Source organism: Acinetobacter sp. 3657 (assembly GCF_031456775.1).
In the GTDB taxonomy this organism is placed as follows: domain Bacteria; phylum Pseudomonadota; class Gammaproteobacteria; order Pseudomonadales; family Moraxellaceae; genus Acinetobacter.
In genome coordinates this window covers 40,290-57,091 of the sequence record NZ_JAVDVH010000005.1, presented here as the reverse complement: position 1 = coordinate 57,091, position 16,802 = coordinate 40,290, and the positions used below count along the sequence as shown (strand labels likewise).

The window sequence follows — 16,802 nt, the reverse complement described above, 5'->3', positions numbered from 1 at the left end:
AATCAAAGAAAATTTACATACAATTCGATACGCGAAAAAGTCATCTACAACCTGAGCAAGCCAAAGCGACTGTAGCGTTGGCGAAGCGCAAGAAGTTAAAATACACCTTAATGAGCTTTAAACACCTCTCAGGGCGAAACCAAAATAAGTCCAGCTGAAAGCTTATTCCTTAATTAGATGAGAATACGGCATGACTCCGCTAAAAATATTCCAGCCCATAAAAACGCTCTTTAACCCAAAAACAACTTTTCTAAATATGGATTTAAAAACTTGGCTTGCGGATCAAGTCTCTGACGCAAAGCCATAAAATCATCCCACTTTGGATATAAAGCACGAAGCTGCGTGGTGGTTATATTATGCATTTTCCCCCAATGTGGACGACCCTTATATTTCTGCAAAATCGGTTCAACCACATCAAAAATCGAACGCGGATCTTGTTTGTGATATTGATGAACCGAGATCGAAATCGAGTCTTGCTGATAAAAAGGACTCAGCCAAATATCATCACCTTTGACAAAGCGAAATTCGAGTGGGAAAAAAGTTGAGACTTTATAATTTCTTAAGGTATGTAAAACCTCATCTAGACATTCGATGCCTTGCTCAACAGGAATCTGATATTCCATTTCATTGAATTTAGTATTGCGCGGCGTTGGAAATATCTTACTCGACCAATCCACATAAGTTGTTGGTTTAACCAGCACTCCTAAAAGCTTCTGCAAATAGGGATTGATTGGCGGGAAAAATCGGGTGAGCTCAGAGCACATAGTCAGCAAAGTATCATCCGATGGGAAGTTTTCTTTACGTGGCAAAAGTTCCTCATCAGTTTCATTTAAGGTTTTTAACATCACCTGTTTTTCATAGGAAAATACAAAACACTCAATGTGCCGATGCTGATGCTTCCATTGCTGAATATGTTGCATCATATCTTCGAGGGGGCAAAGTTCGATATGCTCTTTCAGCTTATATCGTGGACGATTTTGCATGGTGATCTTGGTCAAAATCCCTAAACTGCCTAAGGAAACACGTCCTGCGGCAAAAATTTCAGGATGTTCTGTTCGGCTACATTTTAGGATTTCCCCTGAAGCCGTCAGCAACTCAAAGGCTTCGACATAAGCCGAAATACAATGCAAATCTGCGCCTGTGCCATGTGTACCTGTTGAAACTGCACCTGCCAGACTCTGCTGATCAATATCGCCCTGATTCATCAAGGCTTGATTGATCGGGTTTAAGTGTTGGTCTAAATGGTATAATCGTGTTCCTGCATAGATGGTACTTTGACAGCGGTCAATATCTGAAGACTCCACACCTGCAATACGATCTAAAGACAATAACAAATCATCGGTACAGACCAAAGGCGTAAATGAATGTCCTGCACCGACCACCCGTATTTTTGGATAATCTTGCACAATTCGCTGTAACTCTAAAATATTGGTCGGTTGTAAAATCTGCTCAGGATAAGCTTTTTGAAAACCTGACCAATTCGACCAAGTTGCCTGACTAAATTCATTCATACTGCCTCTCCTTGGCCTACGGCAGTTTTTAAATTACCGTGATTGGTTCGCTTTGCGAGTTCTTGTTCTGGAATCGGCTTTGGTCGCGTCGTTTGATCATAACCTTGAACATCATTACGTTTATTCTTATCTCGCAATAATTGTTCTGCTAAATGTTTGAATTTGCTTTGACAAGCGGCAAGTGTCCATTGACCAAATAAGGTATGCCCACCTTCATAAGCTTGTTCTTGGTATTCCTCATAAGTGGTGACATACCCCATATAATCATTGCAATAAGAACTTAACCAAACTCGATCTATATCAGGCTGATCAGCCAAAACTTGTTTTACACTATGAACAACGCGTTGTCCTGCAATGGTCGTAAACTCACCCGGACAGCACACAAGTGCTAACTGACCTAATCGAATGATTTGTAATGGCACAACACTCGGCACTAAAGGACTTTGCTGTATTGCCCCTACTTTGACTTGTCGATTCATTTCTGCAATCAACGGATCAAGCATACTCGGCGGAAAACCAATCGGCTGCCCTAAAATCTTTTTTTCGCCTGCTTCTAGTAAAATTGGCTTAGGTCCTTGTGAGGCATATAGTTGTTGATAGGCAGTAAAATCAGGTGCTAAAGGATACTTGGTTTTTTGTTTACGATATTGATTGGCTAAAAACTGCATCGCTTTGATTAAAGGCTTTGGCGCACCGAGTCCATCGACAGGCGTTCCTGCAAAAAAAGCAACGCCATGACACGGTTGACTGGTTTTTGCACCGACTTGTCCAGCAGCAAACTCAGGCGGAATTTCAATATTGCTTAAATCCACATAAGACAATACTGCATCAATTTCCCCCTCTACTTTTTGTAAGGTGATTTTTTGCCAAGATTGCTGAAATGCAGCCAGAGCCAATTCACTTTGATAACGTCCATTTTGTTGTGCATATTGGTACTCTTGTTCGCCTTTAATTTTGTTGCGAATATTGAGTTGGTTTTTGCCATGAAAATGTGGGGAAACATCGCCTGCCGTTGCTTGCGCAAAAATCGTGACAGGATTTTGAATCCCTTGATCAATCAAAGCCTGCTCTGAAAATGCAGCGGCATAGCCCTTATTGTCGCCATCATGTGCCTTTAGCTTATTTCCAAGACAGGTGGCGTGCACCCCAAACAAAGAAATAAAGGATTGTAATTTTTGCCCCCGATAAAAACCGATCAGTTGCATTTCACGATTCATCGCCAAATGTGTTTCAGTTTCTGAATATTGGATGACATCAGGATTACGGTTATAAGCCTTAATTGAACGATTCCATGCCACAGGTATGTTTTCTGCAAAACTCTGTGTGGTCAGGAAAATCTCAGTCTCTTGTTCTTGCGCTATGGCAGTCAGAAAACTCAGAATAATCGCATCGACAATCGCACTTAAGTGTTCGGGCACAAAACCCGGTGTTGGCATGTTATACAAGGCTTCATGTGCACAGCCGCCCGGCCCTGAATGGGTATGGGTTGCGGTCAAGACCAATTGATTTTCATTAAACGCTGAACCAAAGCTTTGCTGAAGTCTCGTCACCGTTTGACTACGTATCGCATGGGTAATACAGCCTAAATCGAGACAGCAAAAAATAAGCCGATTTTGCTGCTGATCGACAATGCTAAAACTGCGTGCATATAAAGCCGTTCGCTTTTCATAAGCACGATGTGACCATTGGCCATAACCAAACATGGCGTAGCCTTTGGGTTTTATTTGAATTTCCTGCTTATCCCAACCAACCTGATACATTGGTATTTTCCCTTGTTAAATTCTTTTTCTAACTGTCTGTTATAAAGCATGTTTAAAGTTAAACAAAATTATGTGGTAGCCAAAAGCGTTAAAGAGAACTTATTTTTTTATAAAAAGGGATTTTTGTCTAAAAAAATGTATTTTTTGTCAAATGTTCAACAGATTATCATTCAAGCACAAACAAGCTTAGGACTCATTAGCATCCTAAGCTTGCTTTAAATAACCAAAAAATAGAGACTTAACTTGCAGCTTTATAAAACGGCACATCACCGTTAATAGTGGCTCGATGCATAATCCGATGCGCATCACCATAATCAAATAAAGCCTTATGCTGCGTGCAACGATTATCCCAAATCGCAACTTCACCTGCTTGCCACTGCCAACGCAAATGGAACTGCTCATTGGTCGCATGCTCAAATAAATACTGCAACAACTCAGCACTTTCCGCCTCATCTAATTCATTAATACGCGTGGTAAAACCTTCACTCACGAATAAAATCGGCTGACCTGTGACAGGATGCGTTCTCACCACTGGATGAATGACTGGAGGATTACGTTTAAAGGTTTGTTCCAGTTTTTGACGCTCAACTTCATTATGTGCAAAACGTTCAATCGGGAAAGACTGACGAATATCATGGGTAGCCGTTAAGCCCTGCAACTTTTGCTGTAAGTCTTGATCCAGTGCAGCAAATGCAGCGACTCCACTTGACCACAGTGTATCGCCACCCACAGGTGGAATCTTGATGGCTTGTAAGACGCAACCTAATGGCGGATTTTGGCTAAACGTGACATCGGTATGCCAAAGTTCATTGTCCCGTAAGTCTTGTTTCCAACTATCCAATACAATGATTTCAGGTACATTTTCCACCGTTGGAAAAATCGGATGAATATGCAAAGAACCAAAACCACGTGCCAAATCAGCTTGGGCTTGCGGTGCTAGCTGCTGATGACGGAAGAAAATCACATGATGATCAAGCAAAGCCTGTTGAATCTGTTGCGTGGTCTTTTCATCAACCGTATTTAGATCTACATCATGAATAATTGCACCAATGCTTGGTTTAATGATTTCAATATTTAACGTCATTTTTACATCCACACTTATAACTGTTGACCATACCAAGGCGAGAGTTGTTGCTGTAACCACCGCAAGAATAATTCAAAACTGACGGCGACAATGGCAATCACAATGATGCCGAGTACCACAGTATCGGTGATCAGGAATTGCGCCGCTGACTGCACCATAAAACCAATACCACGATCTGCTGCTACCAATTCCGACGCCACTAAGGTTGACCAGCCCACACCTAAACCAATACGAATTCCTGTTAAAATATGAGGTAAAGCCGTTGGTAAAATCACATGCCAAAATACTTGTGACTGGCTCGCGCCTAAAGATAAAGCAGCACGCTCACGATTAAGTTGATGGCTCAACACGCCATGGGTACTGCTGATAATCACGGGTGCAAGGATCGAAAAGAAAATCAAAAGCACTTTGGTGGTTTCACCAATGCCGAACCAGATCACCAATAAAGGTAAATAGGCCAAAGGTGGAATCGGACGCAATAACTCAACCAACGGATCAAATACCGCACGTACCCATTTATTCTGCCCCATCCACAACCCTAGGGGCACACCAATCGCAATTGCTGCAACAAGCGCCAATAAGACACGAGAAATACTCGCAGCCAAATGTTGCCATAAGGTGGCTTGCATAAAGCCTTGTTGGCTGACTTCAAGGAACTTCTGCCATACCGCCTGTGGACTCGGTAAAAATAAGCTTAGGACAATGTTTAATGCGGTGATCAGATACCAGATCACCAATACGCTCAATACACTGGACAGACTAAGAATCAAACTACGGCGGCGAGCTACAAACCCTCCTAATGCATTCAGAACGAAACTTGATTGCTTGGGCTCGGATGGATGCAGCTCAGCCGTCTTCGTAACTTCATAGACGGTATTTTTTGCTTGACCCGTCATACAGTCACCTCATTTACTGCTTGTTTCTGTACACGTAACCGTTCAAACAATTGCTCACGTAATTGAATAAACTTGGGATCGGATTTAATCGCGCGAATGGATTCTCCCCGTTTATAACGATCAGCAAAATCTAATTTTAAAGTTTCCACGATCTTGCCGGGACGTGCGGTCATCAGTAGCAGTTGATTGCTCAGTAACAAGGCTTCTTCAATGTCATGTGTGATCAGGAAGAATGATTTATTTTGTTCAATCCATAAATCCAAAACCAACTGCTGCATGGTTTCACGGGTAAATGCATCTAATGCTGCGAAAGGTTCATCCAACAAGATAAAAGCTGCATGGCTAATCAAAGCACGTGCAATACCAACACGTTGCTTCATGCCCCCTGACAGTTCCCAAATATTTGCTTTGGCAACATGGCTCAAACCAACAATTTTCAGGATCGTATCAACTTGCTGTTGTATTTCATGTGCTTTTAAGCCTTTGAGCTGCAAAGCAAAACCAATATTTTCAGAGACATTTAACCAAGGCAGCAAAGCGTGATCCTGAAACACCACAGCGCGGCGTGCATCAGGTTCAGTTACTACGTCATCATCCAGTTTAATTTGCCCTGAACTTGGCTTTTGAAAACCTGCCAAAATATTCAACAATGTTGTTTTACCACAGCCAGACTCACCCAAAATAACAGTCAAAGTCCCTTCTTCAATCTTGAGATTAATATCTTGAAGTACAGGTACATGCTGCTTTGGAAAAGTTAAATGAAGATGCTCGGCAGCTAATACGCTCATTTAGATCTCCTATGGCTGTAAGAAGTTGGTGGTGATATTGTCTCGATAATCAGACTTGACTTGATCGACTTTGCCCTGACTATTTAAGAAAGTTGCTGTATCAAAAATATTTTTGGCAAACTCACCCGCTAAAGTGGCTTGTTGTTGCTGACGATCTAGATAAATATTTCCTGAAAGCAGTAATGGAATATCTTTGCTATCCGACCCCGTCAGTTGCGCAATTTTCTGAATATTGTCCGCATTTTGTTCAAAAGCTTTGGGATCTTGGTTATAGGCTTCGATCTGCTTCAAGCTAGTTTTTACGAAGGCTTTGAGGAACTCAGGATTCTTCTCAGCAAAATCTTTACGTACCACCCAAAGATCATAGGTTGGTGCGCCCCACTCACCGACTTGTTTTGAATCGGTAAGCACCTGTCCGCTGGCTTTGATTTTGCTTAATGCAGGTTCCCAGACATAAGCGGCATCAACATCCCCGCGTTCCCAAGCCGCAGTAATTTCAGGTGGACGTAAATTAATAATTTTGAGTTGGTTCTCTGAAATATCCCAATGCTTTAACGCAGACAATAAGCTGTAGTGTGTGGTTGAAACAAAGGGAACCGCAATGGTCTTACCCACTAAATCTTGTGGTGCTTTAATCCCCGATTTATGACTCACTACTAAAGCCTCAGAACCACCTAACTTTGAAGTCACTAAAAAGACTTCGATGGGTAAATCACGACTCGCGGCGGCGGCAAATGGACTTGAACCAATATTGCCGATCACCACATCACCTGATGCTAGTGCATTAATCACATCTGAACCTGCATCAAATTTACGCCATTGAATAGCTTGCTGACTGTCACGCTCATAGTCTCGATTGACCTGAGCTACCTTGGTCGGATCAATGCCTGTCTGATAGGCGATCACAACAGGCTTGTTGTTTTTAGAATGAATAGGCACAGCATCTTTTTGATTTTGATAGATAATAAAAGCAACAATCGCCACAAGGACGATTGCTGTAACAATAAGTGGCTTGGAGTTCTTAATGCCCATAATCAGATGATCTTTCAACAATATCTGATTATGGTATGCGTCATGCTTTATGATTAAAAATAAGAAAAAGTGCGTTGTATATTCATTTAAAATCTATCAACTTATGAAGCACATCCAAATAGACTGTAATAGACTCCTTTGAAAAATCCCTGAAAGCGGCCTAATAAATTCATCATTTTGAATCATTAAACGCATAAATTAAGTAATACTGCGCTTCGATAAATACGGTGCTTACAAGATGATGTAATATCGTGATCTTATTCTGAAGAAAAATCCAACGCTTGCTGAGACCAATCATGCAACAACCCGATGTCGTACCAGAAACTCCAACCATCCCCTTTTGGCAAGCTTTTTTATTTTGGCTCAAATTAGGTTTTATCAGTTTTGGTGGCCCGGCAGGTCAAATTGCAGTCATGCATCAAGAACTGGTTGAGCAAAAACGTTGGATTTCAGAAAAGCGGTTTTTGCATGCACTGAATTACTGTATGTTGCTTCCTGGTCCAGAAGCACAACAATTGGCCACCTATATTGGTTGGCTCATGCATCGAACGATCGGTGGTTTGGTTGCAGGCATTTTGTTTTTTCTGCCCTCATTATTTATTCTGATCCTACTTTCTTGGGTTTATATCCAGTTTGGTGATGTCCCAATTATTGCAGGACTTTTTTACGGCATAAAACCGGCTGTCACCGCAATCGTATTCCACGCAACCTATAAAATCGGTCATCGTACCCTAAAAAATAAGTTTTTATGGTTTATTGCCAGCGCAGCATTTATCGCTATATTTTTCTTTAATATTCCCTTTCCAATCATCATCCTCAGTGCGGCAATATTGGGCTATCTGACCAGTAAAAAATATCCGCTCTTATTTGCTCAGCAAACTACGAATACAAATAGCGCAAAAAGTTATGGTACAGCGGTAATTGATGATGATACTCCGCCACCCAATCATGCTATTTTTCGTTGGGCGAATCTACTCAAAATTTTAATCATTGCAGGATTATTATGGTGTGTGCCGATATTAATGTTGTCCTTAACATTGGGATGGCAACATACTTATACCCAAATGGCATGGTTTTTCACTAAAGCTGCTTTACTGACCTTTGGTGGCGCTTATGCAGTTCTGCCTTATGTCTATCAGGGTGCAATCGAGAATTATGGCTGGCTCAGCCCAACGCAAATGATTGACGGCCTTGCATTAGGTGAAAGTACCCCCGGCCCACTGATTATGGTGGTGGCTTTTGTTGGTTTCCTTGGCGCTTTCAATACTGCCTTATTGGGAACTGAACATTTATTTCTTGCGGGTGCAATTGGAGCAGTGATCGTGACTTGGTTTACCTTTCTCTTTTCTTTTGTATTTATTTTGGCGGGCGCACCTGTCATCGAATCCACCCATAACCAACTTAAATTTACAGCTCCACTGACCGCAATTACAGCAGCCGTGGTTGGGGTGATTTTAAATCTCGCACTGTTCTTTGGCTATCATGTGCTTTGGCCTAATGGTTTTGAGCAAGGATTTAATTTTGAAGCTGCACTGATGACTCTTGCTGCTTTAATTGCATTATTTAAATTCCAGATCAATGTGCTATATGTGATCTTTGCATCTGCGCTGTGTGGATTAATGCTATATCTCTTATAAATACCATATCACATCTGTGAGCTGCTCGATCTCCGCTTTGTCATGGCTGACATACAGCATCGGGATTTTGATATCCTGTATCACCTGCTGAAAAAAAGGAATAATCTCAGCCTTATGCGCTGCATCCAAGGCTGATAAAGGTTCATCTAATAACAATAAATGTGGTGAATAAAGTAACGCTCGGCCCAAGGCAACGCGCTGCTTCTCGCCACCTGAAAGCTTAATCGGCATTCGCTCGACTAAATGACCTAGCTTTAATAACTCAATAATATAGTCAACATCAAACTGCCGTTGCTGCGGCTGAATATGCTTAAACCCAAAACGTAAATTTTGCATCACATTTTTATGTGGAAACAGTTGTGCATCTTGAAAAACTAAACCGACGCGGCGTTGTTGCGTCGTTAAATTAATCTTTTGAGCATGATCAAACCAGATCTGATCCTGAACCTTGATCCAGCCTGATTGCGGCGTGATTAGACCAGCGATACTGTGCAAGATCGTGGTTTTACCTGAACCCGATGCACCAAATAAACCAATGACTGCATGATCGGACTGGAAGTGCTGATCAAGACTAAATTGACCTTGTTGTAAACGAATATGACAATCAATCATCACGCATACCCACGCTTATTTTTCTGATAGCGATTGAACCACTGCGCAAACCATAAGGCAAAAAAGGCAACCGTCAATGACAAAATAATCAAGCGCCAAACCGCTGCTTCAGTATCAGGTTGCTGCATGAGACTATACATCGCCAAGGGCAAAGTCCGCGTTTCACTGGCAATGTTACCAACAAAGGTGATGGTCGCACCAAACTCCCCTAAACTTCGACAAAAACATAAAATGCTACCGACTAAAATCCCACTACTGGCCAATGGCAAAGTCACCTGCATAAATGCACCAAATGAAGAAGCCCCCAAACTCTTCGCCGCAATTTCTAAACGCTGATCGACCAGTTCAATTGCGAGTCGTATCGATTGTACCAATAACGGAAAACCCATCACTGCCGATGCAAGCACCGCTCCCTTCCAGTTAAACGCAAACTCTATTCCGAATGGTGCAAGATATTTTCCTAAAAACCCATTATTTCCAAAAACTTGCAATAATAAATAACCAGGTACTACTGGTGGCAACACCAACGGTAAAAACACCAGCGTCTCTAATAGTGATTTTCCCCAAAACTCTTTTCGCGCCAATATCCAAGCAATCAAGGTGGCAGGAATTAAACTAAAAATGAGACAAGTTGCTGCCACTTTACATGACAGCTTCAGGACTTCGATCTCTTCAGGTGTAAGCATCATTGCGGCAGTACACTAAAGCCATATTTTTTAAATATAGAAGTTCCCTCTCGGCTTTGCAGAAACTGATAGAACTTTAAGGACTCTGTATTGTTCCTAACTAATCCAACTGGATAAATAATCGGTTTATGGGTATTCTCAGGAAATACGGCGGCGATCTGCACATTCTTTGTCACCGCGGCGTCAGTGGCATAAACAATGCCTGCTTGACATTCACCACGCGCCACAAAGTTTAAAGCAGCACGAACATCTTCTGTTGCAACGAGACGAGACTCGACACGCCCCCACCAATCCAGCGAGATTAAAGCTTGCTTTGCATATTTTCCAACAGGCACACTTTTGGTATCGCCTGTACAAATTCGACCTCGAATCACACTGAGTGGATCAACGTTATTTTGCATTTTAATATTGATTGGGCGATCTTTCGGACTAATCAATACCAAACGATTTGCGAGTAAATTAACCCGATGATTTGCTGTGACTCGTTTTTTTGTTTGCAAATAATTCATCCAGTCCACATCCGCAGATATGAATACGTCCGCTGGCGCACCTGCTTCAATCTGTTTGGCTAATGTTGCAGAACCTGCATAAGAAGTTTTTATTTTGACTTTATTTTTATGTTGATAATATTGGGTTAATTCATTAATTGCATCCGTCAGACTCGCAGCAGCATATACCGTCACCGTATTGCTCGCCGATACATTAGCACCAAACAATAAATTTCCTGCGAACAGTACTGTTGCAAAGCACGCTGCTTTAATCTTCATAGATGTTCAATCTTCCTCGGATTTCGCTATGTTTCCACAAACATAGCGCCTAATAAAGATACACTAAAAACCACAATTAGCCAGTGCTTTGCTTTTAGATCATTTGCGGAAAATCAAACTAAATAGAATTAGCCTTTCACAACCAAACTCTGCTTCGGCAACAATTTACAACCACAAGACAGAGGATCATTGACCCGTGCAGCCATTTTACCCATCACCTGCATATTTGGATCGCCTGCAATAATCGTCGAAACCGTTTGATGCTTTGGACAAGTCGCTTTATCGCCGACACATGCAATTGGGATACCTTCTATCAAGAAGCTACTATTTCCAGAAATGACCTTCCCACCACCAGTTGTTGGACAACCAATCACAATATAGGGTGTTGCCATAATCACATCCCTCTCATCTTTGATGCTATAAAATTAAAGTACTTCAAACTCAATTCGACGATTTTTACGGCGACCATCTGCGGTTGCATTGTCAGCGATCGGTTGACTAGAACCCTTACCTTCCGTACTTAAACGATCTGTTGCAATATTCTTAGCCACTAAATAATCTTGTACAGCGACAGCACGTTCCTTACTCAGAATCGTATTTTTATTGGCATCACCGGAGCTATCTGTGTGCCCAATGATTCGGACTTGCTTACCGCCAACCTTATTTAAAGCAACGGCCATTTCATCCAAAATCCGTTTACCTGCATCAGTTAAAATCGCACTACCTGACTCAAACTCAATGATGCGGTCTTTTAAAGCATCATCAATGACTTTTTGCTCAGCCAGATTTACAGACAGTTGGGCATTAAATCGATAAGGCTGTTGCACTAAAGACTGAAAATTTGATGCTGTGGGTTGAATTTCATTTGGATTACTCATTTTCCCAGTCAGTTCAATCTGAGTCCCTTGTACCCGCAGTTGTCCCTGCTTCACTTTCTTGAGATCTGGTGTAATGACACGCGTCACCGAATCACTCCAACCGTTTGGCGCTGAAACAGGACGAACCTGAATCTTGTCTACCACTTGATCTGCACCATAAACCGACTGCATTTTAACCAAAATCGCCTGTTTACTTGCTTCATTCGGAACAACGCCTTCAACCACTATCGGTGCTGCCATTGTCAAAGGACTCAACGCTAAACCCAATATAGCAACGGCCCAACCACCCAATATAAACTTCGTATTATTTGTCATATTTATTCATCTAAAAAAGTTTGTCGAAATAGCTTTAAACCTTGGTTAAGGCTTAACTGACGTTGACACAATGATTGCTCTAAAGTGGCGAGACCTGCATTCTGTTCAAGATAAGCATCAATCCATTCTGCTTGAATCAAAGATACCCAATGATCACTCTGCATATTCTGAGTAAACAAATCACTTAAAGCCATGATATCTGCCCCTTGAAAACCGATGAATAAAATCGGTTCTTCCCGATGCAAGATACCAATCAATATTTCGGCATTACTTTTCTCTAAAAAACGTCCAATCATGCCTACCCAAAAAGCAGCAATTTCATAGCAATACATATGATTATTGATCGGCAAAATCAGCACTTTATTTAGACGACTGGTGCCATTTTTCAGGATGGGTTGAAGCAAAAGCCCTAATCCAATCATACTTTGTACAAGTTGATAAACATTGATTTTCATCAATTGGGCAAATGAATGCAAAGTATGATTTTCATAAAAACTATTGCATTCTGATGCGGTAAAAACCTGCACTAAATTGGGTAAATTGTTTAGCTTATCCAACATCACATCCGTATCGCGGATACTGCGTAATACTCGATTTCGTTGAAATAAATCCACCAACACCGACTTATAAAAATAAGGTGCAAGCAACAGATTCTGATAAGGCTGTTCAATCTCTAGTAATTGACTCAACACCATCGGGAACGCTCGTCCTGAACTATCTTGGCTGGCAATCAAGTTTGCGACGAGAAACATCGATTCTGAAGGATTTGCAATAAAGAAATCAAGTGCTGGCAATGCCTCATAGCGCTGCTTAAACTCAGGTGCTTGCATTGCATGTTCAAGTGCTTCAGTGATCCACTGATCAAGCACCTGAATTAACGCATATTGACCTTTGGATTTAATAAAATCCCCTCGAGCAGGCGTTTTTCCATAATATAACGGCGTGGTTTTTACTGCTTGCATACGCCCTCCCCACGGTACTGCGTGATCATCCTAATCATTACGGTGTTGCTCCTTGAGATGGCGAAACAGTAGAAGATTGTGATGCTGCACTATTGTTTGGAGTCATTTGAGCAGAGACAACGCGAACTGCTTTCTCAGTCACCACTTTATCCACAAGTTTTAGACCTGTATAACCACGACTCGATCCAACATTGCCTGAGCTATTGCCACTGATTAATCGGAAGTTTACTTTCAATGATAATGCTGGATTTGCCTTGCTCTTCCAAACCATCTCAAAGCTACCATTTTGCTCTTTACGTTGTGCACTATCAATCAAACGGTTGATCCCATACTCACCAGGTTCATCAAAGATAGTATGCGTTTGTCCTTCTAGATCGATCGCAGTGATACGCGCACCAGGAATCGCGCCTTTATTTGGCCAAACAAAATTCACCCATTGTTGAATGCCATTTTCATAGACCATACGTTGACCATCAATATCAATGGTATAAGACAAGAATTGTGGGTTCTGTAATGGATAAAACTGGAAGTTAGATTGGTTCGATGCTGGCGCAGCCGCAGGCTGATCTAAACTACCTGTTGCCATACCATTGATCGGTGCAACATATTGTTGGAAAGCCATCACAAATTGTGGATTCAGGCTGATGCCTAAATCTTTCCACGTCTTAGAAGTCAACACATAACCACGGCGAATCACAAATGGATCTAAAGCCTCTTTCACAAAGCGAGAAATACTGCCTGTTTCACCAAAGATCTGACCGATTTCATTACTGGTGGCTTGTAACGTTACACTCGAATTGAATGGATACTTCTGACTAAGATTGGTTTGGAACGGTTGATATGCTTGTATCCCCCAAAGTTTATTTAACTCATCCTGAGTTGGCAGGATCAAACTTGAAAATGCCTGTGTCAACGGACTCATCAATAATTTCTGCGCCACTTGCTGATCGGCTTCTTTCATACCCACCATCATTTTCTCATCAACATACTTCTGGGTAGTGTTAAAGACAGAAGTTTGATCAGTAATGGTCTGTTTCACCAATGCCATTGCACTTGGTCCAATCTCACCTGCTGTTTTGAGGTCATTGAACTTACTACGCACCTGCGCGAGATGATTCATATACTCATCAAATAATGATTTGTCTTGTAGATCATCACGCTTACGTACCAATTGATAGAACATTTGGTACTCTTGCGAAATTGCACCCTGTGCTTTATTCATGGCTTGAATAGTACGTTGATCGTCAGAGCTTTTTAAGACTTTACGCTTGAACCACGCAACAAAGCCTTTTTCAGGGATCGCCAGTTCTGCTTGCACAATTGGATTATCCCAATTGGTTTCAATGGCAATACGTTGTAATAGAACACGAATTGGTGAGTTTTGTGGTTCACCTAGAACATCAATACTTTTGACCTGTTGGCTAAACTGATCCGCTTTTGCATAATAAATACCATTCAGGAACTTTTTCCATTCTGCTACATATTCTTGCTTATACAACGCCACCAATTGTTTACGAATCTGCTCAGGGCTACCAGAGAACGTGAGATCGTCCGATTGACGACTATTCAACACCCAATCTTTGCTATCTGTTGGTTTGTTTGCTGCATCATCGATGGCGGTTTCCACATATTCATCCCATGCTTTCTGAGTGAAAACACCTGGCAATGCATAACTGCCTAACACGATACCTCGATTTTGCTCGCCAACAATTTGACCAACGGTCACCGCTGGGAAACGCACTGCAGCACGCATTTTAATTTCATTATAAACACGATCACGTGCTGGCATACCTTGTACGACAGACAACAATACTTGACGCGTTTGATCAACCACTTGTGCATCTGTTTCCAAAATAGGGAAACCACTTTGATTGGCCAAGGTCATCGCATAAGAAAGAATCTTTTCCGCATCCTGAATCATCTCGCCACGTGGCATTTGTCCACGGTTACTGTCTAACCAAGAACGCCAAAAACGAGAGACTTGATCACTCAAATGACTACTGTCCATGTATTCAGGATTGCTCATCATCAGATAAGCTTTAAGCGCGTTATAAGCATCTTGCGGGTTGCTATCAGACGGCTCTAAATACTGCTGGGTTTTAGCAACCTGCTTGATTTCGACATTGACATGATTTTCTTTCAACGTTGTTTCATTATTTTTAACACGTTGTAAATATTGCGCGATATTTTGTTGAGTTGGCGTCAACACGATCTGCTTGATACCTTTCAAGTATTCAGCTTTTAAACTTTCACGTAATTGATTGCCTTGATACAAACCAAAACTGAATTTGAGCGGGCGATTGTTATCGAACTCATCCAGTTGTTGTAGACGCTCTTGTAAGATTAACAAAGCTTCAAGTTGCGTTGAGAGTTGTCCACCAGATGACTTTTCTAAATGCACAACTTTATCTAAATCTGCCTGTACGTCGCTGATCAATTGTTGGTTATTGCGATATGACCAGACCCATACTCCCAATATCAGCGAAACGCCCACCAATGCGCCAATAAATGCGATATAGCGTTGACGTTTTTTTGCAGGGTTAATGTGCTGTTTTACTAAATCCTTATCTCGCAAAATGACATTCGAGAACAATCCATGTAAGAAATAACCATGATTCGGCGCAACTGATGGTGTGATGCCTTCTTGGGTACTACTTTGGATATGCTCAAGCTGAAACTCTTGTGCAATGTTCTCTGTCATTGGGCTTTCAATAACGCCCTCTTGCAAAGCACTGGTAAAATAGAAACCACGGAATACCGGTTGGAACTGATATGGATTATCTTCAAATAAAGTCCCAATAAAGCTCTTAAGTGCAGGCTTTAATGTTTTGAACTCCAGTGGGAATGTCATAACACTTGGTGAGATGTTTTGCGAGTGACGACGACTTAAATGCGTCGTGCTGACGCTTTTCAAACCGTCATAAAGCAAGCTGTAATGTTTATCAAATAATTCGACGGCATTTTGTGAGGAGTTCTGCTCATAAGGTAAAGTCGCCCCCCAAGCTTGGTTGTATTCTTGCGATTCATAACAATCGAAGAACTCCGTAAATCCAGCAATCAAATCCATTTTAGAGAAAATCAAATAGACAGGAACCACAACTTCTAATTTCTCGGTCAAATCTTGAATACGAGCGCGTAAGTTCTTGGCCAATTTCAATGAGCTTTCAGGACTCTGACTGACCAATTCAGCGATACTCACAATCACAATTAAGCCATTTACAGGGGCTTTGGAGCGATTTTTCTTTAAAATATTCAGGAAGCCTAACCATTCAGAATGATCTTCCGAATAGACCGAATAGCGTCCTGCGGTATCCAGTAAGATCCCTTCAGTTGAGAAAAACCAATCACAATTACGTGTGCCACTCAGACCTGCAGAGACCATTCTTTGATGCGTTTCTTCAAAAGGAAACTTTAGCCCAGAGTTATAAATTGCAGAACTTTTTCCTGCCGCTGGGTTACCAATCACCATATACCAAGGCAATTCATAAAGCGCAGCATTGCCTTTTTTATCGCCTAATTTTGATTTACGAATCAACTGAATCGATTCTTTCATCTGCTGATGGATTAACTGTAATTCAGCCTTATCTTTTTGTTGACCATGTTCAGCACTACTTTCTTGCTCAATCGCATTGGCTAACTCTTCACCCTGTGCAGCATGGCGTTTTCTTTGGATCAACCAATAAATGCCATAGCCGATTAAACCCAGTACATAGGTTGCAGCCAAAGCCAGAAAAATATGACGTGGAATAACCGAATAGGAAGAAACAAGTGCCACAAATAAAGACAAGGCAATAATTGCTTTCGGATTGGTGATGTACTGCCACAGATAACCTAAAATGATGTACATTGAGTTCTCGAATTCTTAAAAAGTTAA

14 protein-coding genes are annotated in these 16,802 nt (G+C 41.5%); 1 reads left to right on the top strand and 13 read right to left on the bottom strand.

Annotated features, from left to right (window positions below; genetic code table 11):
* Positions 1 to 230 precede the first annotated feature (230 nt).
* From J2Y37_RS07390 to tauA, 6 genes are all read right to left on the bottom strand, one after another.
* Entirely contained in the window at positions 231 to 1,511 is a 1,281-nt protein-coding gene (locus J2Y37_RS07390; protein WP_349032407.1) for a D-arabinono-1,4-lactone oxidase, read from the bottom strand.
* Positions 1,508 to 3,271, bottom strand: a complete 1,764-nt coding sequence (locus tag J2Y37_RS07385) for a neutral/alkaline non-lysosomal ceramidase N-terminal domain-containing protein (RefSeq protein WP_349032406.1) — start codon at positions 3,269 to 3,271, stop codon at positions 1,508 to 1,510. The genes J2Y37_RS07390 and J2Y37_RS07385 overlap by 4 nt, the downstream gene beginning before the upstream one ends.
* A gap of 238 nt (positions 3,272 to 3,509) precedes the next feature.
* Positions 3,510 to 4,355: a taurine dioxygenase gene (gene tauD, locus J2Y37_RS07380; RefSeq protein WP_349032405.1), complete on the bottom strand. Its 846-nt coding sequence runs from the start codon at positions 4,353 to 4,355 to the stop codon at positions 3,510 to 3,512.
* A 14-nt stretch (positions 4,356 to 4,369) separates the two neighbouring features.
* Complete coding sequence (tauC, locus tag J2Y37_RS07375) at positions 4,370 to 5,251, bottom strand: taurine ABC transporter permease TauC (RefSeq protein WP_349032404.1); 882 nt, start codon at positions 5,249 to 5,251, stop codon at positions 4,370 to 4,372.
* Positions 5,248 to 6,039 carry an ATP-binding cassette domain-containing protein gene (locus J2Y37_RS07370; RefSeq protein ID WP_349032403.1) on the bottom strand — a complete coding sequence of 264 codons (792 nt, stop codon included), beginning with the start codon at positions 6,037 to 6,039 and terminating at the stop codon, positions 5,248 to 5,250. The genes tauC and J2Y37_RS07370 overlap by 4 nt, the downstream gene beginning before the upstream one ends.
* A 9-nt stretch (positions 6,040 to 6,048) precedes the next feature.
* Entirely contained in the window at positions 6,049 to 7,071 is a 1,023-nt protein-coding gene (tauA, locus tag J2Y37_RS07365; protein ID WP_349032402.1) for a taurine ABC transporter substrate-binding protein, read from the bottom strand.
* Between the two features lie 293 nt (positions 7,072 to 7,364).
* Here tauA and chrA point away from each other — a divergent pair, with 293 nt between their 5' ends.
* The gene (gene chrA / locus J2Y37_RS07360; protein ID WP_349032531.1) at positions 7,365 to 8,708 is read left to right on the top strand and encodes a chromate efflux transporter; all 1,344 of its coding nucleotides are present in this window, start codon (positions 7,365 to 7,367) and stop codon (positions 8,706 to 8,708) included.
* Here chrA and J2Y37_RS07355 read toward each other — a convergent pair.
* From J2Y37_RS07355 to tssM, 7 genes are all read right to left on the bottom strand, one after another.
* Positions 8,703 to 9,320 (bottom strand): ATP-binding cassette domain-containing protein, encoded by a 618-nt coding sequence (locus J2Y37_RS07355; RefSeq protein WP_349032401.1) that lies wholly within the window; start codon positions 9,318 to 9,320, stop codon positions 8,703 to 8,705. The two genes, chrA and J2Y37_RS07355, sit on opposite strands and share 6 nt — an antisense overlap.
* Complete coding sequence (gene modB / locus J2Y37_RS07350) at positions 9,320 to 10,009, bottom strand: molybdate ABC transporter permease subunit (RefSeq protein ID WP_241322957.1); 690 nt, start codon at positions 10,007 to 10,009, stop codon at positions 9,320 to 9,322. The genes J2Y37_RS07355 and modB overlap by 1 nt, the downstream gene beginning before the upstream one ends.
* Positions 10,006 to 10,773 carry a molybdate ABC transporter substrate-binding protein gene (gene modA / locus J2Y37_RS07345; RefSeq protein WP_349032400.1) on the bottom strand — a complete coding sequence of 256 codons (768 nt, stop codon included), beginning with the start codon at positions 10,771 to 10,773 and terminating at the stop codon, positions 10,006 to 10,008. Before modA ends, modB begins: the two co-directional genes overlap by 4 nt.
* A 128-nt stretch (positions 10,774 to 10,901) precedes the next feature.
* Positions 10,902 to 11,165, bottom strand: coding sequence for a PAAR domain-containing protein (locus tag J2Y37_RS07340; protein WP_005195670.1), 264 nt, complete (start codon positions 11,163 to 11,165; stop codon positions 10,902 to 10,904).
* Between the two features lie 33 nt (positions 11,166 to 11,198).
* Positions 11,199 to 11,966 (bottom strand): OmpA family protein, encoded by a 768-nt coding sequence (locus J2Y37_RS07335; protein ID WP_349032399.1) that lies wholly within the window; start codon positions 11,964 to 11,966, stop codon positions 11,199 to 11,201.
* Positions 11,967 to 11,968: 2 nt separating this feature from the next.
* Positions 11,969 to 12,928, bottom strand: coding sequence for a type VI secretion system-associated protein TagF (gene tagF / locus J2Y37_RS07330; RefSeq protein ID WP_349032398.1), 960 nt, complete (start codon positions 12,926 to 12,928; stop codon positions 11,969 to 11,971).
* A 37-nt stretch (positions 12,929 to 12,965) separates the two neighbouring features.
* Complete coding sequence (gene tssM / locus J2Y37_RS07325; RefSeq protein ID WP_349032397.1) at positions 12,966 to 16,775, bottom strand: type VI secretion system membrane subunit TssM; 3,810 nt, start codon at positions 16,773 to 16,775, stop codon at positions 12,966 to 12,968.
* Positions 16,776 to 16,802 lie beyond the last annotated feature (27 nt).